This is a genomic window from Methylobacterium oryzae (genome assembly GCF_036441375.1).
In the GTDB taxonomy this organism is placed as follows: domain Bacteria; phylum Pseudomonadota; class Alphaproteobacteria; order Rhizobiales; family Beijerinckiaceae; genus Methylobacterium; species Methylobacterium oryzae_A.
Genome location: NZ_MLCA01000006.1, coordinates 756421 through 780823, shown reverse-complemented (window position 1 = coordinate 780823; position 24403 = coordinate 756421). Strand labels below are relative to the sequence as shown.

The 24403-nt window shown below is 71.1% G+C and carries 22 protein-coding genes and 1 pseudogene; 7 read left to right on the top strand and 16 right to left on the bottom strand.

What is annotated here, in order from left to right; all coding sequences use genetic code 11:
* A pseudogene (locus tag MOTC310_RS14265) lies at positions 1–335 on the top strand (DNA polymerase III); the annotation flags it as partial.
* A 6-nt stretch (positions 336–341) separates the two neighbouring features.
* Here MOTC310_RS14265 and MOTC310_RS14260 read toward each other — a convergent pair.
* Positions 342–1403, bottom strand: coding sequence for a threonine aldolase family protein (locus MOTC310_RS14260; RefSeq protein WP_331302215.1), 1062 nt, complete (start codon positions 1401–1403; stop codon positions 342–344).
* A 19-nt stretch (positions 1404–1422) separates the two neighbouring features.
* On the bottom strand, positions 1423–2331 hold the full coding sequence (locus MOTC310_RS14255) for an amino acid ABC transporter substrate-binding protein (protein WP_331302214.1): 909 nt from the start codon (positions 2329–2331) through the stop codon (positions 1423–1425).
* 146 nt (positions 2332–2477) lie between these two features.
* On the opposite strand from MOTC310_RS14255, the gene MOTC310_RS14250 reads away from it, so the two are divergent.
* The gene (locus tag MOTC310_RS14250) at positions 2478–3455 is read left to right on the top strand and encodes a LysR substrate-binding domain-containing protein (protein ID WP_331302213.1); all 978 of its coding nucleotides are present in this window, start codon (positions 2478–2480) and stop codon (positions 3453–3455) included.
* Here the strand turns inward: MOTC310_RS14250 and MOTC310_RS14245 are convergent.
* A complete protein-coding gene (locus MOTC310_RS14245; protein ID WP_331302212.1) occupies positions 3425–5626 on the bottom strand; it encodes a 3-hydroxyacyl-CoA dehydrogenase NAD-binding domain-containing protein in 2202 nt (733 codons plus the stop codon). The genes MOTC310_RS14250 and MOTC310_RS14245 overlap by 31 nt on opposite strands.
* A gap of 113 nt (positions 5627–5739) precedes the next feature.
* Here MOTC310_RS14245 and MOTC310_RS14240 point away from each other — a divergent pair, with 113 nt between their 5' ends.
* On the top strand, positions 5740–6519 hold the full coding sequence (locus MOTC310_RS14240) for an EAL domain-containing protein (protein ID WP_331302211.1): 780 nt from the start codon (positions 5740–5742) through the stop codon (positions 6517–6519).
* 30 nt (positions 6520–6549) lie between these two features.
* Here MOTC310_RS14240 and MOTC310_RS14235 read toward each other — a convergent pair whose 3' ends face one another.
* The 6 genes from MOTC310_RS14235 to ccmA all read right to left on the bottom strand — a co-directional run bounded on the left by MOTC310_RS14235 (position 6550) and on the right by ccmA (position 12531).
* The gene (locus MOTC310_RS14235; protein ID WP_331302210.1) at positions 6550–7065 is read right to left on the bottom strand and encodes a hypothetical protein; all 516 of its coding nucleotides are present in this window, start codon (positions 7063–7065) and stop codon (positions 6550–6552) included.
* A 120-nt stretch (positions 7066–7185) separates the two neighbouring features.
* A complete protein-coding gene (locus MOTC310_RS14230; RefSeq protein WP_331292471.1) occupies positions 7186–8394 on the bottom strand; it encodes an acetyl-CoA C-acetyltransferase in 1209 nt (402 codons plus the stop codon).
* A 280-nt stretch (positions 8395–8674) separates the two neighbouring features.
* The gene (gene dnaA / locus MOTC310_RS14225) at positions 8675–10168 is read right to left on the bottom strand and encodes a chromosomal replication initiator protein DnaA (protein ID WP_331292514.1); all 1494 of its coding nucleotides are present in this window, start codon (positions 10166–10168) and stop codon (positions 8675–8677) included.
* Between the two features lie 481 nt (positions 10169–10649).
* Positions 10650–10916, bottom strand: coding sequence for a 30S ribosomal protein S20 (rpsT, locus tag MOTC310_RS14220; RefSeq protein ID WP_007561677.1), 267 nt, complete (start codon positions 10914–10916; stop codon positions 10650–10652).
* 311 nt (positions 10917–11227) lie between these two features.
* Positions 11228–11896 (bottom strand): heme exporter protein CcmB, encoded by a 669-nt coding sequence (gene ccmB / locus MOTC310_RS14215; RefSeq protein ID WP_331292472.1) that lies wholly within the window; start codon positions 11894–11896, stop codon positions 11228–11230.
* On the bottom strand, positions 11893–12531 hold the full coding sequence (ccmA, locus tag MOTC310_RS14210; RefSeq protein ID WP_331302209.1) for a heme ABC exporter ATP-binding protein CcmA: 639 nt from the start codon (positions 12529–12531) through the stop codon (positions 11893–11895). The genes ccmB and ccmA overlap by 4 nt, the downstream gene beginning before the upstream one ends.
* A 127-nt stretch (positions 12532–12658) precedes the next feature.
* Here ccmA and MOTC310_RS14205 point away from each other — a divergent pair, with 127 nt between their 5' ends.
* The gene (locus tag MOTC310_RS14205) at positions 12659–12844 is read left to right on the top strand and encodes a hypothetical protein (protein ID WP_331292474.1); all 186 of its coding nucleotides are present in this window, start codon (positions 12659–12661) and stop codon (positions 12842–12844) included.
* On the opposite strand, the gene MOTC310_RS14200 is transcribed toward MOTC310_RS14205, so the two are convergent.
* Complete coding sequence (locus MOTC310_RS14200; RefSeq protein ID WP_331302208.1) at positions 12845–13630, bottom strand: RNA methyltransferase; 786 nt, start codon at positions 13628–13630, stop codon at positions 12845–12847.
* A gap of 205 nt (positions 13631–13835) precedes the next feature.
* Between MOTC310_RS14200 and MOTC310_RS14195 the strand changes: the two genes are divergently transcribed.
* Positions 13836–15050: an NADP-dependent isocitrate dehydrogenase gene (locus MOTC310_RS14195; RefSeq protein ID WP_331302207.1), complete on the top strand. Its 1215-nt coding sequence runs from the start codon at positions 13836–13838 to the stop codon at positions 15048–15050.
* Positions 15051–15129: 79 nt separating this feature from the next.
* On the opposite strand, the gene MOTC310_RS14190 is transcribed toward MOTC310_RS14195, so the two are convergent.
* From MOTC310_RS14190 to MOTC310_RS14180, 3 genes are all read right to left on the bottom strand, one after another.
* Positions 15130–15309, bottom strand: coding sequence for a hypothetical protein (locus tag MOTC310_RS14190; RefSeq protein WP_331302206.1), 180 nt, complete (start codon positions 15307–15309; stop codon positions 15130–15132).
* 2 nt (positions 15310–15311) lie between these two features.
* The gene (locus MOTC310_RS14185) at positions 15312–15935 is read right to left on the bottom strand and encodes an acyl-homoserine-lactone synthase (protein ID WP_331292478.1); all 624 of its coding nucleotides are present in this window, start codon (positions 15933–15935) and stop codon (positions 15312–15314) included.
* 173 nt (positions 15936–16108) lie between these two features.
* Positions 16109–16837 (bottom strand): autoinducer binding domain-containing protein, encoded by a 729-nt coding sequence (locus MOTC310_RS14180; RefSeq protein ID WP_473753869.1) that lies wholly within the window; start codon positions 16835–16837, stop codon positions 16109–16111.
* A 150-nt stretch (positions 16838–16987) separates the two neighbouring features.
* Between MOTC310_RS14180 and MOTC310_RS14175 the strand changes: the two genes are divergently transcribed.
* On the top strand, positions 16988–17218 hold the full coding sequence (locus MOTC310_RS14175; RefSeq protein WP_331302204.1) for a hypothetical protein: 231 nt from the start codon (positions 16988–16990) through the stop codon (positions 17216–17218).
* 37 nt (positions 17219–17255) lie between these two features.
* Here the strand turns inward: MOTC310_RS14175 and MOTC310_RS14170 are convergent, their stop codons facing one another.
* Together MOTC310_RS14170 and MOTC310_RS14165 are read right to left on the bottom strand one after the other, a co-directional pair.
* Complete coding sequence (locus MOTC310_RS14170) at positions 17256–17693, bottom strand: DUF3429 domain-containing protein (protein WP_012322641.1); 438 nt, start codon at positions 17691–17693, stop codon at positions 17256–17258.
* Positions 17694–17832: 139 nt separating this feature from the next.
* Complete coding sequence (locus MOTC310_RS14165) at positions 17833–20910, bottom strand: SEL1-like repeat protein (RefSeq protein WP_331302203.1); 3078 nt, start codon at positions 20908–20910, stop codon at positions 17833–17835.
* A gap of 300 nt (positions 20911–21210) precedes the next feature.
* Here MOTC310_RS14165 and MOTC310_RS14160 point away from each other — a divergent pair, with 300 nt between their 5' ends.
* A complete protein-coding gene (locus MOTC310_RS14160) occupies positions 21211–22998 on the top strand; it encodes an acyl-CoA dehydrogenase C-terminal domain-containing protein (RefSeq protein WP_331302202.1) in 1788 nt (595 codons plus the stop codon).
* A gap of 112 nt (positions 22999–23110) precedes the next feature.
* Here the strand turns inward: MOTC310_RS14160 and MOTC310_RS14155 are convergent, their stop codons facing one another.
* Entirely contained in the window at positions 23111–24391 is a 1281-nt protein-coding gene (locus tag MOTC310_RS14155) for an O-acetylhomoserine aminocarboxypropyltransferase (protein ID WP_331292487.1), read from the bottom strand.
* Positions 24392–24403 lie beyond the last annotated feature (12 nt).

Below are 24403 nucleotides of genomic sequence, written 5' to 3'. Positions count from 1 at the left end.
CGGTCGCGCGGGCGATCGGCGGCCCCGCCGTGCCGCGCCGCGTGCCCGGTGCGATCAGCGCCCGGGCCGTGGCAAGCTTCCCCGACGCGCCGGCGGCCCTGCGCTTCGCCATGCGCGGCTCGACCGGCAACCGCTACCACGTCAGCCTGGAGGAGCGGCCGGGAGGCCCGGAGCTGCGCTGCACCTGTACGGCCGGCCGCTACGGCATGCGCTGCCGCCACGTGAAGGCGCTGGAGGTCGGCGACGTCACCGACCTGATCTCGGACAACGCTGGCGACGTCGTCCTCCTCGCCCGGATGCTCGGCGCGAGGACCCGGATCGCGGGCGCGGCCTGACCAGATTCAGTCCGCGTCGAGGCAGGCGCGGAACGCCGCCACGGCGCGCTCGATATCGGCCGCCGCGATGTGCCGGTGCGTGACGAGCCGCAGCCGCCGCTCGCCCAGCGGGCGTGTGCGGATGCCGGCCGCCTCGAGATCCGCGACCCAGCGCGCGCTGCCGCGCCCGGTCTGGCCGAGATCGACCTGCACGATGTTGGTCTGCGGCACGCTCGCCGAGAGGCGCGGCCGCAGGGCGTTCAGCCCGTCGCTCAGTTGCCGGGCTCGGTCGTGATCCTCGGCGAGGCGCGCGCCCATCGTGGTGATCGCCTCGAGGCCGGCGGCGGCGACGACCCCCACCTGCCGCTGCGTCCCACCGATCATCTTCCGCAAACGCCGCGCAGTTGCGATCACCGGACCGTCGCCCGCCAGCACCGCGCCGACCGGCGCGCTCAGGCCCTTCGACAGGCACAGCGAGACCGTGTCGACATGGGCGGTGAGATCCGCCGGCGCGACCCCGAGGTGGGTGGCGGCGTTGAACAGGCGTGCCCCGTCGAGATGAACCGAGATGCCGCGCGCGCGGGCGATGTCCGCCACCGCCGCCATGTGGGCCTCCGGCAGCGCCGTGCCGCCGGCGGCGTTGTGGGAGGTCTCCAGCGCGACCATGGCCGTCCGCAGCGGGCTCGCGGCCGGGCGGAGAGCGTCCTCCAGTCGATCGAGGTCCATGGCGCCGTCCGTGCCGGCGATCCCGTACAGGAACGCGCCGGTCAGGGTGGCGGCCCCGCGCTCGGTGTGGAGCATGTGGGCCTGGGCCTCGAGCAGGATCTGCTCGCTGCGCTGAACCTGGGCGAGAATCGCCAGAAGGTTGCCCATCGTGCAGCTCGGCACGAACAGGCCGGCCGCCTTGCCGAGCATCGCGGCGGCGGTCTCCTCCAGCGCGCAGGCGGTCGGGTCGGCGTCGAGCCCGTCGTCGCCCAGCGGCGCCGTGCGCATCCGCGCGTACATGGCCTCCGTCGGCCGCGTGACGGTGTCGCTCCGCAGGTCGACGAGGGACGGGGCGCCCGCCGGGTGGCTCTGGTCGTTATGCATGTCGGACTCGCCGGCCGCCCTATCGGTACGCGGCCTCGTCACCGGAATCGGTCGGGTTGGCCAGAGCGCGCTTGAGCACGTCGCTCATGGGCAGCTCCAGGTTGATGCCCTTCGGCGGAATCGGCTGCTCGAAATACTTGCCGTAGAGGCGCGCCACGGTCCCGTCCTGGATCAGCTCGACGACCGCTCTGTCGACCGCTGCCTTGAAGGCCGGATCGTCCTTCGGCTCCAGGATGCCGTAGGGCGCGAATTCCAGGCCCTTCGTGCCGATCTTGTAATCGGCCGGCCGCTTGGCGCCCGCCACCGTGGCGTGGGCCAGGGCGTCGTCGTTGATGGCGCCCGCCGCGCGCCCGGTCTCCACGAGCAGGAACACCTCCGCGGTGTCCTTGGCCGGCATCACCTGGATGTCGAGCTTGTCGCGGACGTTGATCCGAGTGGCGACGCGCTGGGTCTCGCCGCCGGCCTGGGCCGAGATGGCCTTGCCGCGGAACGACGCGATGTCGTCGACATCCACCGGCGTGTCCTTCTTGGCCACCAGCACCACCTGCGCCACGAAGGTTGTCGGCGCGAACGAGACCAGCTTGTGCCGCTCGGGCAGGTTGCTAGCGGTGCCGCATTCCAGGTCGATCGTGCCGTTGTTGATCAGCGGGATCCGGGTCGCCGACATCACCGGCACGTGGCGCACCTCGAGCCTGGGCAGGCCGAGCGCGGCCTTGAGCTTCTGCGCGACGTGCTCGCATATCTCCAGCGAATAGCCCACCGGCTTGGCGTTCTGGTCGAGGAAGCCGAAGGGCGGCGACGCGTCCGGGAAGCCGAGGCTGATCTGTCCGGTCGCGCGGATCTTGTCGAGGCGCCCTTCGGCGACCGACGGCGCGGCGAGGCCGGCCCAGCACAGAGTGGCCAACAGAAGCGGCAGCGTCCTCGACACGATCCGAACCCCCTCGCTATGTCTGAACCGGCGCAGCGCCCGGCCGCCCCGACGGGGAGTCGGCCCGAAGCTTTGCCGACCGATCCTAGGAGCGGCCGCGCGCGGGCGTCCAATGCCGATTCACCTGCCGAGCATACGGATCTGATATGGCCGAGCGGCGCATGACCTTCCGGCACATCGAGGCCTTCCGGGCCGTGGTGGCCACCGGGTCGATGACCGAGGCGAGCCGCCGGCTCCACACCTCGCAGCCTCAGGTCAGCCGGCTGATCGCGCAGCTGGAGGCGATCACCGGCCTGCCCCTGTTCGACCGGAGCGGGAGCCGGGTCGTGCCCTCCCTCGACGGGACGCGGTTCCACGCGGAGGTCGAGCGCGCCTTCGTGGGCCTCACGAGCCTGGAATCGGCGGCCGCGCGGATCCGCGCCTTCGGGGCGGAGCGGCTGCGGGTGGCGGCGATGCCGCGACTGGCGGGCGGGCTCCTCGCGCGCGCGGTCGTCCGCTTCCGGGCCGCGCATCCGGACGTGATCGTGGCGATCCATTCCGGCGACGACGAGACCGTGAACCACTGGCTCGCCACCGGCTCCTGCGACGCCGCGCTGACGATGCTGTACGGCGACGCCCCGGAGGCGCGCGCCGAGCATGTCGAGACGCGCGCCTGCGTCGCCGTCCTGCCGCGGGACCACGCCCTCGCCGCGCGGGAATCGCTCGCGCCCGTGGATTTTCAGGGCGTGCCCTTCGTCGCCGCGTCGCTCGGGAGCGCACTGCGCGACCGGACCGAGGCCGTCTTCGAGGCCGCCGGGATCGCCCTGACCATCACCGCCGAGGCCGGTCTCGGCGCCTCGATCTGCACCCTCGTCTCGGCCGGCCTCGGGGTCAGCGTCATGAACCCGCTGGCCGCCCACGAGGAGGCGAAGGTCTCGCCGATCGCGATCCGTCCCTTCGCCCCCGCGCTCCCGGTGCACTTCGCGCTGCTGTTCCCCCCGGACCACGCCCGGGGGCGGCTGATGCGGGCCTTCGGCGCCTGCGCGCGGACGGTCCTGCTGGAGGAGCTCGCCCAGCTCCCGGACGCCGCGAGCGGGCGTCCGGCCGACGGGGCTCAGGCGGCGCGCTTCTCGCCGCCGCCGTAGAACGTACCCCCGCGCTCGGCCATCGCGGCCAGGTTGTCGGGCACCCGGAAGCGGGGGCCGTGCTTGGCCTCGAGCGTCCGCGCGAGGTCGACGAAGGCCGCCGCGCCCATGAAGTCGATGTACGACAGGGTTCCCCCGGTGAACGGCGCGAAGCCGAAGCCGAGAATCGAGCCGACATCGGCCTCGCGCGGGTCGGTGACCACGCCCTCGCCGACCGTGCGGGCGGCCTCGAGCGCCTGAACCACGAGGAGCCGCTGCTTCAGCTCGGTGAAATCGACGGCCTCGGGGTCGAGGCGGTTCGGCTGCAGGTCCTTCAGCCCGGGCCAGAGGCGCTTCGGCGCGCCCTCGGGGTAGTCGTAAAAGCCCTTGCGGTTCTTGCGGCCGAGCCGGCCCTGGTTCTCGACCATCTCGGCGAGGATCGCCTTCTGCGCCGGGTCGACGGCGCCCTGCCCCACCTGCGCCTCGGTGGCCTTGGCGATCTTGAGCACGAGGTCGAGGGCGACCTCGTCGTTGAGCGACAGCGGCCCGACCGGCATGCCCGCCTGGCGGCCGGCGCTCTCGATCATCGCCGGCGGCACGCCCTCGGAGAGCATCTTGTGGCCCTCGAGGATGTAGGCGCCGACGCAGCGGTTGGCGAAGAAGCCGCGGGCGTCGTTGACGACGATCGGCGTCTTCTTGATCAGCCGGACGTAGTCGAGGGCGGTGGCGAGCGCCGCGTCCCCAGTGGCCTCGCCCTTGATGATCTCGACGAGCATCATCTTCTCCACGGGGGAGAAGAAGTGGATGCCGACGAACTGCGCCGGCCGCTGCGAGGCCTTGGCCAGGCCGGTGATCGGCAGGGTCGAGGTGTTGGACGTGAAGATCGCGTCGGGACGGATGACCGCCTCGACCTTCTGGATGACCTCGGCCTTCACGCGCGGATCCTCGAAGACGGCCTCGATCACGAGGTCGCATGCGGCGAGCGCGCCGTAATCCGCCGTGGCCTGGATCCGGCCGAGCAGCGCCTCCCGGTCGGCGGTCTTGGCCCGGCCCTTGTTGATCTGGCCGGTGATGAGGGTGTGGGCGTAGGCCTTGCCCTTCTCGGCGGCCTCGACAGACTGGTCGACCAGCACCACCTCGATTCCGGCCTGTGCGGTGACGTAGGCGACACCCGCGCCCATGAAACCGGCCCCGATCACGCCGACCTTGCGCAGGTTCGTGGCCGGCACGTCCTTCGGACGGCGCGCGCCCTTGTTCAGCTCGCCCATGGAGATGAACAGCGTGCGGATCATCGCCGCCGCCTCGGTCGAGCGCAGGATATGCGCGAAGTAGCGGCTCTCGACCCGCAGGGCGAGGTCCATCGGCAGCTGCAGGCCCTCGTACACGGAGGCCAGGATCGCCTTGGCGGCGGGGTAGTTGTCGTGCGTCTCGCGACGGTAGATGGCGTTGGCCGGCGGCCAGATCATCATGCCGGCGGGCGAGTAGACCTTGCCGGACGGGGCCTTGAACTTCGGCACGTCCCAGGGCGCCACCGCGGAGCCACCCTCGCGGATCCAGGCCTTGGCGCGCGCGACGATCTCGGCCTGCGGCGCCACGGCGTGGATCAGTCCCATGCCCTTGGCCATGGGGGCGCGGATCTGCTCGCCCTTGAACAGCATCTGGAGGGCGTCGCCGGTCTGCATCAGGCGCGCGACTCGCTGCGTGCCGCCGCCGCCCGGGAACAGGCCGACCTTGATCTCCGGCAGGCCGACCCGGGTCTTCCCGTCGTCGGAGGCGACCCGGTAGTGGCACGACAGGGCCAGCTCGAAGGCCCCGCCGAGGCACAGGCCCTGGATCGCCGCCGCGAAGGGCTTGCCGCAGGTCTCCAGCCGCCGGAACAGCAGAGAGAGGCGCCGGGAGGCCTCGAAGAAGTGGCGCATCGCCACCTCCTCGCCCTGCTCGACCTTGAGCTGCTCGTAGGCCCGGCCGAGGCCCTGGAGCATGGTGAGGTCGGCGCCGCCGGAGAAATTGTCCTTTCCGGTGGCGATGACGCAGCCCTTGATCGCGGGATCGGACGCGACCTGCTCGATAATCTGCTCGAGCTGGTCCATCACGCCTTCGGTGATCACGTTCATCGAGCGACCGGGCATGTCCCAGGTCGCCAGAGCGATGCCGTCGGAATCGGTCTCGAAGCGGAAATCGGTCAGCGTCACGGTGCCGTCCTCCCTGGGTTCCGCCGACCATCCGCCGGCGCGCTTGCATTAAGGTTGTGTTGAGCGCGGCCGCTCATTGTCCGCGAGCCGGGGACAGACATCGAAAGCCGCACATGACGAAGGACTCCGGCTGCCGCGCCTGTCGCGCCGGCACAAAGCTCGACTTCGAGTTCACGATGGCCTTTCAGCCGATCCTCGACCTGGCCGACGGCAGCGTCTGGGCCTACGAGGCGCTGGTGCGCGGTCCGAACGGCGAGCCGGCCTACACGATCCTGGACCGGGTGACTGACGAGACCCGTTACCAGTTCGATCAGGCCGCACGCGTCAAGGCGATCGAGCTCGCCGGCACGCTCTTCCCCCGCGAAAGCGCCACGCGGCTCTCGATCAACTTCATGCCCAACGCGGTCTACGAGCCGAATGCCTGTATCCGCGCCTCGCTTGAGGCGGCGCGGCGCATCGACTTCGCGCACCAGCGCATCATGTTCGAGTTCACCGAGCAGGAGCGCTTCCGCGACCTCGATCACGTGAAGGGCATCGTGGCGGCCTACCGGAAGCAGGGCTTCCTGACCGCGCTCGACGATTTCGGAGCGGGCTTCGCGGGGCTGAGCCTGCTCGCCAATTTCCGCCCCGATCTGATCAAGATCGACATGGACGTGCTGCGCGGCCTCGACAGCGACGCCGGGCGCTACGCGATCGTCTCGGGCGTGGTCGCCATTGCGAGCGCCCTCGACGTCACGGTGCTCGCCGAGGGTGTCGAGACCGCGGCGGAGCTCGACGCCCTGCGCGGCATCGGGATCACGCTCGTGCAGGGCTACCACTTCGCCAAGCCCCTTCTGGAGGGACTGCCCCCGGTCGCGGGCTTCACACCCATGGCTGCCGCGCGCGCAGCCTGACGCCGGACCGACGCGCGCGGCGCTCATCGCCTACTTCGGCGCCGGGGTGGGCGCCGCGGCCGGAGGCGCCGGCGGCACCGGCGGGGTGCCGGCCTTCGGCGCGTTGTCGGTCGCCGCGGCCACCGCCAGCATGTTGAGCAGCTTGGTGACGGAGTTCTGCGAGATCGCCGTCACCGACGAGTTCGGATCGGCGTTCATCGTCTGGAACTTGAGATAGGTCGGGTCCGAGTAGATCTCGTCGAGGTGCTTGAGCTCGGCGAGGCTGAACTTCTCGGCGTAGTCTTTCGAGAGGCCCTGAACCATGAGGGCCCGCTGCTTCTCGAACTCGTCCAGCAATTCCTTGCGCACGGCCTCGGCGCGGGCCTCCGGCATCGGCGCCACGGTCTTCTCCAGGGCGACGTTGAACCCGGTCTGGAGGTTCTTGATCAGAGTCTTGTTGACGAGGTTCGTGGCCGCGGCGACGCGGTCCGCGGCGTCATCGGCGCGGGCGGCCACCGGCAGGGTCAAGGTGACGCCTAAGCAGAGCGTCGCAATCATGCGGTTCAAGGGCTTGTCTCCCATTGTCTTATCGTCCGGACCGCGAAAGGGCCGAGCGTCGCCCGCGCCTCTAGCAGCGTTCCCGGACTTTGGGGAGCGGCGCCGCGCCGCTCCCGGGCACGCGGTGGTTCAAACCCGCTCGATGATGGTGGCGGTGCCCATGCCGGCGCCGATGCACAGCGTGATCAGCGCGCGCTCCTTGCCGGTCCGCTCCAGCTCGTCGAGTGCCGTGCCGAGGATCATCGCGCCGGTGGCGCCGAGCGGGTGGCCGAGGGCGATGGCGCCGCCGTTCACGTTGACCGCCTCGGGGTCGAGGTCGAAGGCTTGGCAGAATCGCAGGACCACCGCCGCGAAGGCCTCGTTGACCTCGAACAGGTCGATGTCCGAGAGGCTCAGGCCCGACTTCGCCAGCACCTTGCGGGTGACGTCCACCGGACCGGTGAGCATCAGGGCGGGGTCCGACCCGATATTGGCGAAGGCGCGGATCCGGCCGCGCGGGCGCAGGCCCGCGGCCTCGCCGGCCGCCCGGGAGCCGATCAGCACGGCGGCCGCGCCGTCGACGATGCCGGAGGAGTTGCCGGCATGGTGCACGTGCTCGACCGCCTCGACGTCCGGATGCGCGTCCGTCGCCACGGCGTCGAAGCCGCCCATCTGGCCCATCTGCACGAAGGATGCCTTGAGCGCGGCCAGCGACTGCATGTCGGTGCCCGGACGCATGTGCTCGTCGCGGTCGAGGAGCGCGATGCCGTTCACGTCGCGGACCGGGACCACCGATCGGTCGAACAGGCCCTCGCTCCACGACTTCGCCGCGCGCTCCTGCGAGCGCACCGCATAGGCGTCGCACGCGTCGCGGTTGAAGCCGTACTTGGTGGCGATCAGGTCCGCCGAGACGCCCTGCGGCATGAAGTAGGACTTGATAGCGATCGCCGGGTCGACCGGCCAGGCGCCGCCCGAGGCGCCGATGCCGATGCGGCTCATCGATTCGACGCCGCCGCCCACCGCCATCTCGTGCTGGCCGCTCATGACCTGCGCGGCGGCGAAGTTCACCGCGTCGAGGCCGGAGGCGCAGAAGCGGTTGATCTGCACGCCCGGGACGTGCGCCCCGTAATCGGCCACCAGGGCGGCGGCGCGGGCGATGTCGCCCCCCGCCTCCCCTACCGGATCGACGCAGCCCAGCACCACATCGTCGACGAGGGCGGTGTCGAGCCCGTTGCGGTCCTTGAGGGCGCGGAGCGCGGTCTCGGCGAGCCGCAGGGCGGTGACTTCGTGGAGGGAGCCGTCCGCCTTGCCGCGCCCGCGCGGCGTGCGAACGTGGTCGTAGATGAAGGCGTCCGTCATCAGCACTCCCCCGGGGCGTCGATCTTCGCCGGTCGGCGACGCGGCCTTACAGGGCCGTCTCGGTTCGCGCCAGTCTGCCACGGCGCGCGCGCCCTCGGCCAGCCCCGAAAGCGGGGAGCCGGCGAAGGGCGCGTGACAGCGGCCGTGATTTGGCAGTGATCGTCCGGGGTCGGTGAGATCAGCCGGGTGCGGGCCCCTCCCCGCGCCTGCCCCGGACCGAACCTGCTCCGCGAGGAGCGGGCTCATCCCTGGCCGGAGACGGGGGATCTGGCGCGTTCGACTAGTCTTGAAGCATCCGCTTCAGCAGCTCCACTTCATCGCCGAGCACCGAATCTTCGCCGATCTGCTTCTCGATCTTGCGCACGGCGTGCAGCACCGTGGTGTGATCGCGGCCCCCGAACCGGCGGCCGATCTCCGGCAGCGAGCGCAGCGTCAGGACCTTCGACAAGTACATGGCGATCTGACGCGGCTTCACCACCGCGGCGGTGCGCCGTTCCGACAGGATGTCGGACCGCGAGACGTTGTAGCGCGAGGCGACCAGCTTCTGGATGTCCTCGATCTTGATCCGCTTCGGCTCGCGGTTCTTCACGAGGTCGCGGATCGCGCTCTCGGCCGTCTCCATCGTCACGGCGGTGCCGGTGAGCGTGGCGTGGGCGAGCAGGCGGTTCACCGCGCCCTCGAGGTCGCGACCGTTGGCGGTGATCGCCCGAGCGACGTAGGCCGCCACCTGCGGCGAGACGTCGAAGCCCGGATGCGCGGCCCGCACCGCGGCCAGCCGCGCCGACAGGATCGAGACGCGCAGGGCCTCGTCGAGGGCGGTGATCTCGACCACGAGGCCGCCGCCGAGCCGCGAGCGCACCCGCTCGTCCAGGGCCTCCAGCTCCGTCGGGGGACGGTCGGAGGCGACGACGACCTGACGGCCGGCATCGATGAGCGCGTTGATCGTGTGGCCGAACTCGGCCTGGATCGACTTGCCCTGGATGAACTGGACGTCGTCGAGGATCAGCAGGTCGATGCCCCGCAGCCGCTCCTTGTAGGCGAGCGCCGACTGGGTCTTCAGGGCGTTGACGAAGCCGTACATGAACCGGTCGGCGGTCAGGTAGATCACCCGGCGGCCGGCCTCGCGGGCGGCGTGGCCGATCCCGTGCAGCAGGTGGGTCTTGCCCAGCCCGACGCCCGCGTGGAGGTAGAGCGGGTTGTAGAGTGCGCCCTCCCCCTGGTGGTTGGCGACCCGCTCGGCGGCGGCGTGCGCCAGGGCGTTGGAGCGCCCGATCACGAAGCTCGCGAAGGTCAGCCGCGCGTCGAGCGGCGTGCCGCTGAGGTCGCCCCCGGCCTCGGCGCCGCGCGCCTCGGGGGTCGGCGCGACCGCGGCGACCGGGATCGGCGCGCTGGTCGCGTGGAGGCGGGCCAGCGGGCCGCTGGCCGGGCCCGGCTTGGAGACGCCTGCGGCGACCGGCCGCACAGGGGCCCCCGTGCCGCGCACGCCGACCTCGATCCGCGCGATCTCCTCAACCTCGGCCTTGAACGTGTTCAGCACGCGGTCGAGGTAGTGCGACTCGATCCAGCTCTTGAGGAAGCGGGTCGGGACCGTCAGCCGGGCCGTCCCGCCGGCGACGGCCTCCAGCTCAAGGCGGGCGAACCAGCTCGCGAACACGTCCTCGCCGAGCTCGGCCCGCAGCCGGCGCTTCACCCGGGCCCAGGCTGACCCGTAATCCGCGCTGCCGCCGTTGCGGCCCCCGTCGTCGTCGCTCGCCACAGTTCCGTCGACACGCATCACTGGCTCTCCCGACGCTGCCCACGGAAGCCCGCAGGCGGCGCGTACGCACGATTTACGCCCTCAGCGTCCCGCAAGAACGGGCGGGACAGAGTCCTCTTGACGGAGTCAACCCCACCGCGAGGAACTTTTGCCGATTGGGAGAGCCTATCAACAATTACCTACGGTTCCTTTAACAGTGGGACTTGTGGGGACGGCGCGGATTCCCATTCGCAAGTGTTCCCGCCGGGGCTGAACACGGCGGCTAGAGTCTTGGCGAATCAGATCGATTCGCTTCAGTCCCGAAATCGTCGTGTTTTGCTTGTCCGGTGTCAGTTTCTGTTAAGCTACACGCCGTTTCCGGACTCCGCAATCGCGTCGATTCTTCGACAGGGTTAACGCTTTCGCCGCGGGGCGGCGCCGTCGCCTCGCCCGGCTAGCGCGCACGAAAAAGCCCGGCGCGAAGGCCGGGCTCGAGAACGTCTGGGTCGTGCGTGGCGGTTTAGGCGGCGAGCGCCTTCACGCGGGCGGCGAGGCGCGAGACCTTCCGCGAGGCGTTGTTCTTGTGAACGATGCCGTGCTGGGCGGCGCGCATCATCTCGGGCTCGGCGGCGCGGAGGGCGGCCAGCGCGTCCTGCTGGTTGCCGGTGGCGATGGCCTCCTCGACCTTGCGGACGAAGGTCCGCATGCGCGAGCGGCGCGAGCGGTTGATCGCCGTGCGCTTGGCGATCTTGCGGGTCATCTTCTTGGCCGAAGCGGTGTTGGCCATGTACGTCCTCGTGTTTCTCGTCGGGCGATGCCGACGGGCCGGCTGGGCCGGAAATCGGTCGTCGCGTCAGGTTGTCTGGCGATGGCCGAGACGCAACGCGCGCGAAAGCGCGGCCCCTCGGCGAAGCGGCTTCTATAGTGAGGGGGGCGCCGCGCGTCAACGCGCCCGGCGCCAAATCCGGTCGCCGGCTCCGACCGCAGCCGAGGACCCGGACCGCATTCGGCCGGCCTGACCGAAGACATCGGAGACGGAGAAGCCGGCACCGCTGGCGCACCGATGAGTGCTGGCCGCGTTGCGCAAGAGAGCTTCGGCTATTCCGGCCAACGCAGCGCCGCCGCGGCCGCCAATGTCCCGACCACGGCGGCGATCAGCGTCAGCGCCGCCAGCACCGCCAGCGGCACGAGGAACGGCACCGTCCCGCCGCTCGCCGCCTGCGCGGCCGAGACGCCGAAGATCAGCGTCGGAATCATCAGCGGCAGGACCAGAACGGCCAGGATCAGGCCGCCGCGGCGAATCGAGGCGGTCAGCGCCGCGCCCACCGCGCCGATGAAGCTCAGAGCCGGCGTGCCGGCCAGCAGCGTCAGCGACGTCGCGCCCATGGCGGTGCCGTCGAGGGCCACCAGCAGGCCGAAGAGCGGCGCGGCGAGGGCGAGCGGCAACCCCGTGGTCAGCCAGTGCGCCGCGACCTTGCCGAGCACCACCAGCTCGAGCGGCACCGGCGCGGCGGTCATCAGGTCGAGGGAACCGTCCTCCTCGTCGGCCTGGAACAGGCGGTCGAGGCCGATCAGCGTCGCCAGCACGGCGGCGAGCCACAGGATCGCCGGGCCGATCCGGGACAGCAGGTTGAGGTCGGGCCCGAGGGCGAAGGGCACCAGCGCGACGATCATCAGGAAGAAGACGAGCGACAGGGCCCCGGAGCCGCCGACCCGGCCGGCGAGGCGCAGGTCGCGGGCGATGAGGGCGAGGAAAGCCCGAATCACGCCCACTCCTCCAGCACGTCCGCGACCGGTGCCGCTGCGGCGGTCTCGATGCGCAGCTCCGCCGTGCCGGCGAGGCCCAGGGATTGATGGGTGGCGGCGATCACGAGGCCGCCGCCGGCCCGATGGTGTTCCATCAGCTCGGCGAGCACCGCCTGCGAGGCCGTGTCGAGGGCCGCGGTCGGCTCGTCCAGGAGCCAGAGCGGCCGGGCGCAGACGAGGAGGCGTGCGAGGGCCACGCGCCGCCGCTGGCCCGCCGAGAGATAGGCCACCGGCAGGTCGTGCGCGTGGCCGAGGCCGAGCCGCTCCAGCGCGGCGCGCGGGTCCAGGCGCGGCGCGCCCAGGAGCCTCTGGGCGAACAGGAGGTTCTCGCCCGCCGTGAGCGAGCTCTTGAGCCCGTCGCGGTGGCCGACGGCGTGGAGACACTCGGGCAGGCTCGCCTCGCCGACATCGGCGACGTCGATCCGCCCGGCATCGGCCCGCAGCCGGCCCGACAGGATGGCGAGGAGGCTCGACTTGCCCGCGCCGTTCCGCCCGGTGATCGCCAGGGCGTCGCCGGGTCCGAGGGCGAAGGACAGGTTGGCGAAGATGCGGCGGCCGGAGCGGCGGCAGGCCAGATTGTCCACGCTGAGCCGCACCCGATACCCCGCCCTCGTCCCGTTACTGCGCGGCCGCTTCGCGAACCGCCGACTCCATGCCCGATTGCGCCGCGGAACGGAACCGCACGGCTTAGCTGCGCTTTCGTTCTGCGACGGAGGATTGCCCATGGCCGAGGCGGGAAACCCGAGCGAGACCGAGGTCGCCGCGACGCCCGACGCGGTGGCCGGCCGGGAAAAGGTCGAGGCGCGGATGGCGCAGTGCACCGCCGAGGAGCAGGCGGCGTTCTGGGAAGCGGTCGGCCGCTGCTTCGGCGGCGGCAAGCCGCCGGAGATGAAGCCGGCCTCCGGCTGATCAGCCGCCCTTCCGCGTGAGGGCCCGCAGCGCCCCGCGGAACGTCCGGACGTCCTGCTCGGTCAGGCTCATGCGGTGGAGCATGTCGCGCATGTTGCGGGCGATGATCTCCTTCTTCTCCGGCGGGTAGAAGCCGGCCCCGTCGAGCGCCGCCTCCAGGCTCCCGAACAGCGCGATCAGCGCCTCGCGGCTCGCCGGCGGCGAGAGCAGCTCGCCCGTGAAGGGCAGGCGCGCCCGACCGCTCGCCTGCCGCCACGCGTAGCCGACCAGCAGAACCGCCTGCGCGAGGTTGAGCGAGGGAAAATCCGGGGAGACTGGAAAGGTGATGATCGCGTCGGCGAGTGACACCTCGTCGTTGGTGAGACCGACCCGCTCGCGGCCGAACATCACCGCGGTGCGCTGGCCCTCCCGCGCCACGACCTCGCCCATGGCCTCCTCGGGCGCGAAGACCCGCTTCATCTGTCCGCGCTCGCGCGCCGTGCTCGCCAGCACGTAGCGGCAGTCCGCGATGGCCTCGGCGACGCTGCCGTAGATCATGGCCCGGTCGAGGACGTGCGTCGCGCCCGAGGCCGCCTCGCGGACGCCCTTCTTGGGCCAGCCGTTCTTCGGGTTGACGAGGCGCAGCTCCGAAAGCCCGAAATTCGCCATGGCGCGGGCGGTCATGCCGATATTCTCGGCGAGCTGCGGCTCCACCAGAACCACCGCGGGGGCGATCCCGGGCGGCAGTTCGGTGACTTTCCTGGGTGCGTCCTCGGGGGCGTCGCCCTGTGCGTCTCGGCTCGTCATGGCGGCCGTCTGGCATGACCGGCCGGCGCCCGTCGAGGGGCGAGTGACGATGCCGCCCGGATGACAGCGCGCGCCTTCCGTCGCCGGAAGCCCCGCGCTATGTCGCGGGGCGATTCCGGCCCGGGGCGCCCGTGAGGATCCCGGGACAACGACCGCACGGCCCTTGCATGCCGTGCGCGGGGACAACGCGGGAAGGCATCGGTCCATGGCGAAGATCAAGGTAGCGAACCCCGTCGTCGAGCTCGACGGCGACGAGATGACCCGGATCATCTGGGCCGAGATCAAGAACAAGCTCATCCACCCCTATCTCGACGTCGACCTCGAGTACTACGACCTCGGGGTCGAGCACCGCGACGCCACCAACGACAAGGTCACGGTCGACGCTGCCGAGGCGATCAAGCGCCACGGCGTCGGCGTGAAGTGCGCCACCATCACCCCCGACGAGCAGCGGGTGCAGGAATTCGGCCTCAAGGAGATGTGGCGGTCGCCGAACGGCACGATCCGCAACATCCTCGGCGGCGTGATCTTCCGCGAGCCGATCATCTGCAAGAACGTGCCGCGCCTCGTGCCCGGCTGGACCCAGCCCTTTGTGATCGGCCGCCACGCCTACGGCGACCAGTACCGCGCCACGGACTTCAAGGTGCCCGGCAAGGGCCGCCTGACCATCAAGTTCGAGGGCGATGACGGCACGGTCATCGAGAAGGAGGTGTTCAAGTTCCCCGAGGCCGGCGTCGCCATGTCGATGTACAACCTCGACCAGTCGATCATCGACTTCGCCCGCGCCTCGATGAACTACGGCCTGGCGCGCAAGTACCCGGTCTACCTGTCGACCAAGAACACCATCCTCAAGGCCTATGACGGCCGGTTCAAGGACCTGTTCCAGAAGGTCTACGAGGAGGAGTTCGAGTCGAAGTTCAAGCCGCTCGGCATCACCTACGAGCATCGCCTGATCGACGACATGGTCGCCTCGTGCCTCAAGTGGTCGGGCGGCTACGTCTGGGCCTGCAAGAACTATGACGGCGACGTCCAGTCGGACACGGCCGCGCAGGGCTTCGGCTCGCTCGGCCTGATGACCTCCGTGCTGATGACGCCGGACGGCCAGACCGTGGAGGCCGAGGCCGCCCACGGAACCGTCACCCGCCACTACCGCGAGCACCAGAAGGGCCGCGAGACCTCGACCAACTCGATCGCGTCGATCTTCGCCTGGACCCGCGGGCTGTCCCACCGCGCCAAGCTGGACGGCAACGACGATCTGGCGAAGTTCTCCGCGACCCTGGAGAAGGTCTGCGTCGACACGGTCGAGGCCGGCCACATGACCAAGGACCTCGCCCTCCTCGTCGGACCGGACCAGAATTGGCTCTCGACCACCGGCTTCCTCGACAAGGTCGACCAGAACCTGAAGTCCGCGATGGGCGCCTGAGGCTCCAGATCCTGGCGTGAAGAGCGGCGGGCGTCCTCCGGGACGCCCGCCGTTTTCACATCCGCGTGCCGCCGGCGCCTCAGGCGCCGCTCGCTTGGTCCTGCGGGCCCGTCTGGGCGAGGGCCCGGGCGACCTCCAGAAGCAGGAGGTCGATGGCGGCCCGCATCAGCGGATCCCCGACCGTGTCGATGAGCTCGCGAACCCGCAGGCACTGCGCGGCGAGCATGTCCAGCGCGGTATCCTTGCTGTCTAAGATCATGATCAGGCCACCAGGTAAGCGGGTTCGGAGACCAGCACCGACCGGCTGTCGCCGCGGACCGCGCGGAGCTTGGCCAGGGTGCGGGCATCGAACCGGGCGGTCGCCGCCATGATCTCCTCGCCGGCGATCTGAACCGGCAGGCCGAGCGGCTGCGGCCGGAAATGCAGCTGGATGACGTGGATCATGTAGAGGGTCGGCATCTGCAGCAGCAGGCTGTTGACCCCGTGGGCGAGGCCCCACTCGACGATCCCGGTGAGCAGCGCGATGGAGACCGGATTGACGACGCGGCCCTTGGCCCGGTGCGAGCGGGCCACGCCCTGGCGGGTCCATTCCCAGATCTGCGGGCCGACCGGCCGCTCGCCCTCGCAGAGCTGCGGCAGCACGTCCGACAGGAGATGCGGCCGCGTGGTCGGCAGGAGCCGGCTGTAGCCGATGACGGTGTCGTCCTCCATGGCAAGGAAGTGGACCGCGTGCGGCGTGTCGAACTGGTCGATCTCGCGGCCGTCCGGGCGGGCCAGCTCACTCCAGCCTTTCTCGGCGACGAAGATGTCGTGGCGCAGGCGCCAGGCCTGCTCCATCGCGTCGGCGTAGCGATCCGCGTTGGCGGGGGTGACGATGTGGATCACGAGGAAACCTCACGTTGGGCTGGCGTGAGTTTTCGTCGTTTGACCGGAGGCTGGGTACTACGAGAAACCGTAGGGTCTGTGACCGCTCTCGGCGACGTGCCAAGGACTTGCCGGCGGACGGGATCGGCCCTCCGCCACCGTTCGACGGGCCGTCCGGACACGCCGTGCGGTCTCTAGGTTATCAGGCCTGACCGGAGCGCCTGCGCGACGGTGTGGGCACGGTTCACGGTGTCGAGCTTCGCCCGCGCCGAGCGCAGATGATAGTCGACACCCGCGGCAGTGATGCCCATGACGATGCCGATCTCGACATCGGTCTTGCCCTCCGCCGCCCATTGCAGAGCTTCGCGCTCCCGCGGCGAGAGGCGTGCCGGCGCGCGCGGGGCCGGACGACTGTTCATCAGCAGCAGTTGACCGACCGCGTAGGTCGCGACGAGGTTGACCGCGACCCGCTCGGTCGGGTCGATCTCGATGCGGTCCCCGGACACGCTGATGCCGCCCGGCTCGCCGTCGAGGGTCACGAAGGGGATCGTGATGCCGGCGCGGATGCCGAACTCGCCAGCCTCGTTCATGATGCGGCCGGCCGTCGGCGTATCGGGCCGCACGGCGCTCCAGTCGAAGGGCGTCGCGGTGGTGCACAGCCGCCGGACCGTCGGGTCGTCGAGGGCGTAGCCCTGCGTCACGTACCGGCGCGCCCAGCCCTCCGGCATGGTGCTCGCGAGCACGAATCCGGCATGCCGCCGCTTCGGCAAGCCGGGATCCGGGACGATCCCGGCCATGATGTACGAGACCCCGTAGCCGGTGAAGGCCTCGACCAGCAGCCGCGCGATCTCGGCGGGCGAGGCCGCCCGTTCCAGATCGCGCAACACGCTGAAGGTCCTGTCCAGGTGTTTCGAATGCGGCATGCCCTATCTCGAAATTGATGCACGCACTGCGACAAATGGTGAGTCGGACGCAACCTGAGGATGGCATCGCCGTCGCTGAAAGGCTAGGGTAGCGGCGGAAAGCTCTGCCGTTTGAATCGGTCCAGCGGGCGGAGTGCGAGTTTCAACGGCATGACAGACGACGCGACCCCGCCGACGACACGCTGGCTACTGGAACGGATCGCGGCCACGCTGAATGTCTGCCCGACCTACTTCCTCCAGACGGATCGGCCCGACGAGACGGCGGCCGATGAGGACGCGCGGGACTGCGCGGAGGCCGCCGCGCTGTTCCGGGCGATCAAGTCGCCGGCGCGGCGCAACGCCGTCCTGAACCTCCTGCGCGAGATGATCCGCGAGACCTGACGGCGCGCGCCGCACGTCCGCCGATCCGCGTGTCCGATCAGGCCGCGACCAGGAGCGCGGCCCCGGCGACACCGGACAGGACCAGGCGCAGGCGACCGAGCCAGAGGGGCGCGAGCCCGCGGCGGGGCAGGTCCTGATCGATGAGCCCCCAGGCGAGCACCAGGCCGCCGAGGATGCGCAGATCCCACGGGGCGGGCGCGGCCATCGCGGCCCAGGCCACCAGGGACGGCACGATGGCCACGAGGTAGTCGCCGTTGCCGGCGTTGCGCGCCGCGGCGGCGCCCCAGCGGATCCCACCCAGGAACGAGGCGATCACGGCCCCGTAGGCCGACAGGATGGTGCGCGGCGACAGGCCGATGCTGCTCAGGCCGCCGTCGGTGCCGGAGACCGCGAGGGCCGCGAAACCTAAAAACGGGATGAGCCCGGCAACGCCGAGGACGATCGCGCCGAGCGGGACAGAGTTCCGGTGCGCCATCCATCCTCCGGGCATCGGCAAGGGTTGGCGACCCGCGCGATCCGACCCTCGGTCCGACGCCGCCCTGCCGCAGCGTTCCCGCATCGCGGCGTGGCGGTCAAGGTCGGACGCGCGGCCGCACGGTGCGTCCGCCCCGGCCTCAGCTCCGGCGCGGCGGGGCCGTGAACGGCACGGCGCCGGGCATCGGTGCGCCAAGCAGCGACATCGGCGCGCTGACCGGCATCTTGGGCGCGGGCGGCTCGTTGACCGCCGCGTCGATCTTTCGCGGCTTGAAGTTGGCGGCCAGGCTCTTGGCGCTGGCGAGATCGGCCGGACTCAGCTTGTTGGCCACGTCGTCGCGCTTCTTGCCGGCATCGTCGTCGCCCTGGCTCGCGGCGGCCGAGAACCACGCGTAGGACTGGATCAGGTCCTGCGTCAGGCCGAGGCCGCGCGCGTAGAGGACGCCGAGATTGTACTGGCTGTCACGGACGCCGAACTCGGCGCCCTGGCGGAACCACGAGGCCGCCGACGCGAAGTCCGGCTTGCCGTTGGCCGCCGGGTTCTCGGCGTAGAGCACCGCCAGGTTGTGCATGGAGCGGGCGTGGCCCTGCTCGGCGGCGCGGCCGTACCACAGCTTCGCCTTGTCGAGGTCGCGGACGACGCCCGAGCCCTTCTCGTAGTGGCCCGCGAGCTTGTACTGGGCGGGCGCGTAGCCGGACGAGGCCAGCTTCTCGAAGAGCTTGGCGGCGACCGACAGGTCGCGCGGCATGCCGCGGCCGTCCGCCTCCCGGGTGGCGAGGTCCCAGACGGCCGTGCCGTCGCCTTCGAGGGCCGCGATCTTCACCTTGGCCAGCGCCGGCGGCAGGTTGCCGAGCTCGGCCTGCAGGGTGTTCATTCCGGCGACCTGCGGCACGGCGGACTTGCCGGTGGCGCGGGCCCCCGCGGGCACGGGGTTGGGCAGGGCCTGCGTCGTGGTCGGATCGGCCACGGTCGGCTTCGCGTCCGTCGTCTCCTTTGTCGCGTCCTTGGCGGCGTCCTCGGCGGATTTCGGGGTGTCCTTCTGGACGTCCGCGGCATCCCCGCGGGACGGCGCGACCTGGCTCGTGGGCGGCATCGGCCGCGGCTCGTCCGCGCTCCGCATGGTGATCGCCTGAAGCGCCCCGAGCGCCAGCACGATGGCGGCGAGGCCGAGCAGCAGCGGCCGGCGACGGCGATCGATCTCCGCGCGCAGCCGGCCGAGGCGCCCGGTCGCGGCGCCCTGGAGCGCGGCCACCCTGTCGCCCCGGACCTCCCGGCGCTCGGCCNGCTCGCGGGCCGGCCGGCCGCTGCCGGGCTCCAGAAGGTCGTCGGCGAGGCGCGAAGCCTCGGCACCGTCGCGCCGCGGCTTGGCGCGCGGCTCGACGGGCGCGAGCGCCACCTCCGGGCTCGTGGACGACATCAGCCGCTCGTCGAGGGACGGCGCCCGCGCCGGGACGGCCTCTGCGGGGCCGAGCCGGACGAGGAGGCGCTCGAGAGCCGACTGCACGCCCTCGAGGGTGGCGCCGAGACGCTGATCGGAGGCGACCTGACGGGCCTGCATATCCGCGAGGCTGGCGCGCAGGAGGCCGATCTCGCCGGACTCGGCCGCGCCGAGGCCGGACGTCTGAAGGGTCTGGGCGACCGCGTTGCGCGCGGCGCGCTCCACCACGGCCTCGCTCGGCGCCGAGTCCCGGAGTGCCGTCACCTGCCGGAGCAGGTCGCCCATGGTGCGCTCCAGACCGGCCAGCGCCGGGTCGGCGCTGTGCGGCGCGTCGAGTCGGCCCGCCAGCGAGACGACCTGCCGCTCCAGGGCGTCGAGGCCCTCGTGCTCGGACCGGGTACCGACCTGATCGACCTTCTCGGCGAGGCTGCGCAGCATGGCGTGGATGGAGGCCATGTCGCCCGAGCGGGCGACGCCGGCGTCGCCGGCGCGCTCGGACCAGTCGTCCCGCGCGCAGAGCACGTCGACCTTCTCGGCGAGCGCCTGGATCTGCTCCGCCAGCGCCGCGGGGGCGGCGATCTTCACGTCGCTGCGGATCTCTTCCAGGATCGGCCGCAGGTCCGGGCCGGCGCTCAGCCGCTGCAGCTGGGCGATCTGCGCGCTCACCGCCTGCAGGCTCTGGGCAAGGCCCTGGATCCGTTCCGGGCCGGCCAGCGCGCCGATCTGGCGACGGATCTCCTCCAGTTCGGCGAACAGGCCCGCGAGGGTGTGGTCATCCGGCCCGGCGGCGCCCGTCGCGGCCGCGGTGTCGAGGCGCTCGGCGAGGCGCCGGACATCCTCCGCGACGCGGCTGTGGACGTTCTCGGCCACTTCCTCGGCGAGGCGCTCGACCTGGGCCCGGACCTGCTCGATCGGCACCGCGATGGCGGTGAGATCGGTCCCCGCCTGGGCCCGCTCGATGCCGCTGGCCAGGGTGACGACGGCCTGCTCGAGGGCGCCGATATCCCGGCTCGTCGCCAACTGGTTGATCGCCTCCCGCAGGCGCGTGGTCTCCTCCTGGAGCTCGATCAGGGCGGCCGACGGGGCGACGCCCTCCTCGATCCGCGCCTCGAGGCGGCGGGCGAGATCCAGGCGCATGCTGGCGACGACGCCGCCATCGGCCGGGGACGCGGCGAGCGCCGGCTCGGATCCCTGCGCCAGCTCGCGCTGCCGCTGGCGGATTTCCTGGACGGCGCTGCGGATATCGGCGGCGGCGGGGCGCGGACGGCGGCCGGGCTGGCGCGTCGCGGCGACCTGCTCGCCGAGTTGGGACATGCGGCGCTCGATGTCGCCGAGCCGCTCGGTCACCTGCTGGACGGGCGCCGCCTTCAGGGCGCGCTCGATGCGGGACTCGATCTCCGCGAGGCGCCGCGCCTCGGCGTCCTGCGCGGCGCGCCGCTCGTGGTCGAGGGCGCGGTCCAGACCGTCGAGGCGGTCCATCAGCGCGGCGATGCCCTGGCCGTAGCCGTCCCCGGTGCCGTCGGCCCGGTGGTCGGGCGCCGATGCCGGCGGCAGGGACCGATCGGGCGACGCCTCCGGCCGGGTCGCGCCCAGGGCGAGCTGCTCGGCGCGGTGACGGCGCCGGTGCCGGCGATTGCCCTGACCGCCCGCTTGCTGCTGCGGCACCACCGACGCGATCCAGGTCTCGAGCGGGACGCCGGCCCGCGCCGCCACGTCGCGGGCCGCGTCGAGCACCTCGGGATCGAAACTGTCGAGCTGCGGCATCGCGTTGCGGGTCATCGGTGGCCTGTCGTCGGCAGCGTTCGGCGTCCGTTTCCTCTGCGCAGAGCGGGACCGGAATTCGGTATCCACGGACGCACGCGTCGGATCGTTCGAGCGTGACCATTAACTTTCTTGGTAAACACGAAGTTAAGGTTTGGTCGGCCCGGTAATGGCAGCGACCGGGGCGCGGCGAGGAACGGGCGCGCGTGTCGCGCGATCGGCGGGCGGAGCCGTTGCTCCGCGGCCGGCGCGGCGTTTACATGCGGCCAACGCGGCGGGCCGTTCCGAGAGGCCCGCACCAGACGGGGGAAGCCAGAGATGCCGCAGTATCGCGCTCCGGTCGAGGATACGCTGTTCTTGCTCACCGACGTCCTCGGCTTCCATGCCCGGGACAACCTGGCCGGCTTCGCCGACGCCTCGCCCGACGTGGTCGAGGCCGTCCTGCGCGAGGGCGCGAAGCTCGCCGAGGAGGTGCTCGCCCCGCTCAACCGGACCGGCGATGTCGAGGGCTGCCGCCGCGAGGCCGACGGCACCGTGCGCACGCCGACCGGCTTCAAGGCCGCCTACGACACCTACGCGAGCGGTGGCTGGATGGGCCTCTCGGTGCCCGAGGCCTATGGCGGCCAGGGCCTGCCCCACACCCTCAACACGGCGATCCAGGAATTCGCCTCGGGCGCGAACCTCGCCTTCGGCATGTATCCCGGCCTGACGCAGGGCGCGATGGCGGCCCTGCTGGTCCACGGCTCCGAGGAGCAGAAGGCGCTCTTCCTGCCCAAGATGGTCGAGGGCGCCTGGACCGGAACCATGAACCTGACCGAGCCGCATTGCGGCACGGATCTCGGGCTGCTCAAGACCAAGGCCGTGCCGAACGGCGACGGCTCCTACAGCATCACCGGCACCAAGATCTTCATCTCGGCCGGCGAGCACGACCTCGCCGAGAACATCGTGCACTTGGTCATCGCCCGGATCGAGGGAGCGCCGGCCGGCACCAAGGGCATCTCGCTCTTCGTGGTGCCGAAGTACCTCGTGAACGCCGACGGCTCCCTCGGCGCGCGCAACGGCGTGTCCTGCGGCTCCCTCGAGCACAAGATGGGCATCCACGGAAACGCAACCTGCGTCATGAATTACGACGGGGCGACGGGCTGGCTCGTGGGCCAGGAGAATCGCGGCCTCAACGCCATGTTCGTGATGATGAACGAGGCCCGGCTCGCCGTCGGCGTCCAGGGGCTCGGCCAGTCCGAGGTCGCCTACCAGAACGCCGCCGCGTACGCGAAGGACCGGCTCCAGGGACGGGCGCTGACCGGCGCCAAGGCGCCCGAGAAGGCCGCCGACCCGATCATCGTCCATCCGGACGTGCGACGCACGCTGATGCAGATCCGGGCCTTCAACGAGGCGGCCCGCGCCCTCATGCTCTGGACCGCGCTCCAGGCCGACATCCTGCACCGCTCCGAGGATGCCAAGGAGCGGCAGGCGGCCGACGACCATCTCGGCCTGATGACCCCGGTGGTGAAGGGCGTGCTCACGGATCGCGGCTTCGCCAACGCGGTCGAGGCGCAGCAGCTCCTCGGCGGCCACGGCTACATCGAGGAATGGGGCATGTCGCAGTTCGTGCGCGATGCCCGCATCGCCATGATCTACGAGGGCGCCAACGGCATCCAGGCCATGGACCTGATCGGCCGCAAGCTGCCGAAGGACGGCGGCCGGGCGATGATGACCTTCCTGGGCGAGGTCCAGACCTTCCTGAAGGATCACGGCGAGGACCCGGCCATGGCGCCGTTCACCAAGCCGCTCCAGGCCGGGCTGAACGATCTCCAGGGTGCCGTGATGTGGCTGATGCAGAACGCGTTCGCGAAGCCCGACAATGCCGGGGCCGGCGCCACCGACTTCATGCACCTCTTCGGCCTCGTGGCCCTCGGCTACATGTGGGCGCGGATCGCCAAGGCCGCCCAGGCCAAGCACGCGGAGGCCCCCTCCCCGCGCTGGGAGTCGAAGCTGACGAGCGGTCGGTTCTTCATGGAGCGGATGCTGCCGGAGACCGCCCTGCGCCTGACCCGGATCAAGGCCGGTGCGGACAGCACCATGGCGCTGGCGGCGGAGGCCTTCTGAAAATTTCGCCGGCCGGCGCCTCATCGCGCGACGGCCGGCGACGCGGCGTCACCGTCCACGCGGGCGCAACGATCCGGGCGCGCGACGCCGCGGGTCGTCGCGCGCGAGCCCGTCAAGCCCCGAGAGCGGCGTCGAGATCGTCGATGAGGTCCGCCGGATCCTCCAGGCCGATCGACAGCCGCACCACGTCGGGTCCCGCACCCGCGGCGGTCTTCTGCGCGTCGGTCAGCTGGCGGTGGGTCGTCGAGGCCGGGTGGATGATCAGGGAGCGCGTGTCGCCGATATTGGCGAGGTGCGAGAACAGCTGGAGGTTCGACACGAGCTTGACGCCCGCATCGTAGCCGCCCTTCAACCCGAAGGTGAAGACGGCCCCCGCGCCGTTCGGCGTGTAGCGCCGGGCGAGCTGATGATAGCGGTCGGTTTCCAGGCCGGGATAGCTGACCCACGACACCGCCGGGTGCGTCGACAGGTGCTTGGCCACGGTCAGCGCGTTGTCGGAATGGCGCTGCATGCGCAGCGGCAGCGTCTCGATGCCGTTCAGGATCAGGAAGGCGTTGAACGGCGACAGCGCCGGCCCGAGATCGCGCAGGCCCAGCACCCGGCAGGCGATGGCGAAGCCGAAATTGCCGAAGGTCTCGGCGAGCACCATGCCGGAATATTCCGGCCGCGGCTGGCTCATCATCGGGTAGCGGGCGTCGCCCGCCCACTGGAACGAGCCGCCGTCGACGATCAGGCCCCCGATCGAGTTGCCGTGTCCGCCGAGGAACTTGGTCGCCGAGTGCACGACGATGTCGGCCCCGTGCTCGAACGGCCGGATCAGGTACGGCGTCGCCATGGTGTTGTCGACGACGAGCGGGATATTGTGCTTCCTGGCGATCTGCGAGAGTGCCGCGATGTCGGTGATGACGCCGCCGGGATTGGCGATCGATTCGCAGAAGATCGCCTTGGTGCGCGGCGTGATCGCCGCCTCGAAGGAGGCCGGGTCGTCGTTGTCGGCCCAGGCCACCGACCAGCCGAAGTTCTTGTACGAGTGATTGAACTGGTTGATCGAGCCGCCGTAGAGCTTGTTGGACGCCACGAACTCGTCGCCCGGCTGCATCAGGGCGTGCATGGTCAGGAACTCGGCGGCGTGGCCGGAGGCGACGGCCAGGGCGGCGGTTCCGCCTTCGAGCGCGGCGATGCGCTCCTCCAGCACGGCGTTCGTCGGGTTGGTGATCCGCGTGTAGATATTGCCGAAGGCCTGGAGCCCGAACAGCGATGCGGCGTGGTCGACGTCGTCGAACACGAAGCTGGTGGTCTGGTAGATCGGCGTGGCCCGCGCACCGGTGGCCGCGTCGGGGGCGGCGCCCGCGTGGATCGCCAGCGTGTTGAAGCCGGGCAGGCGGTCGGACATCGTCGGGTCTCC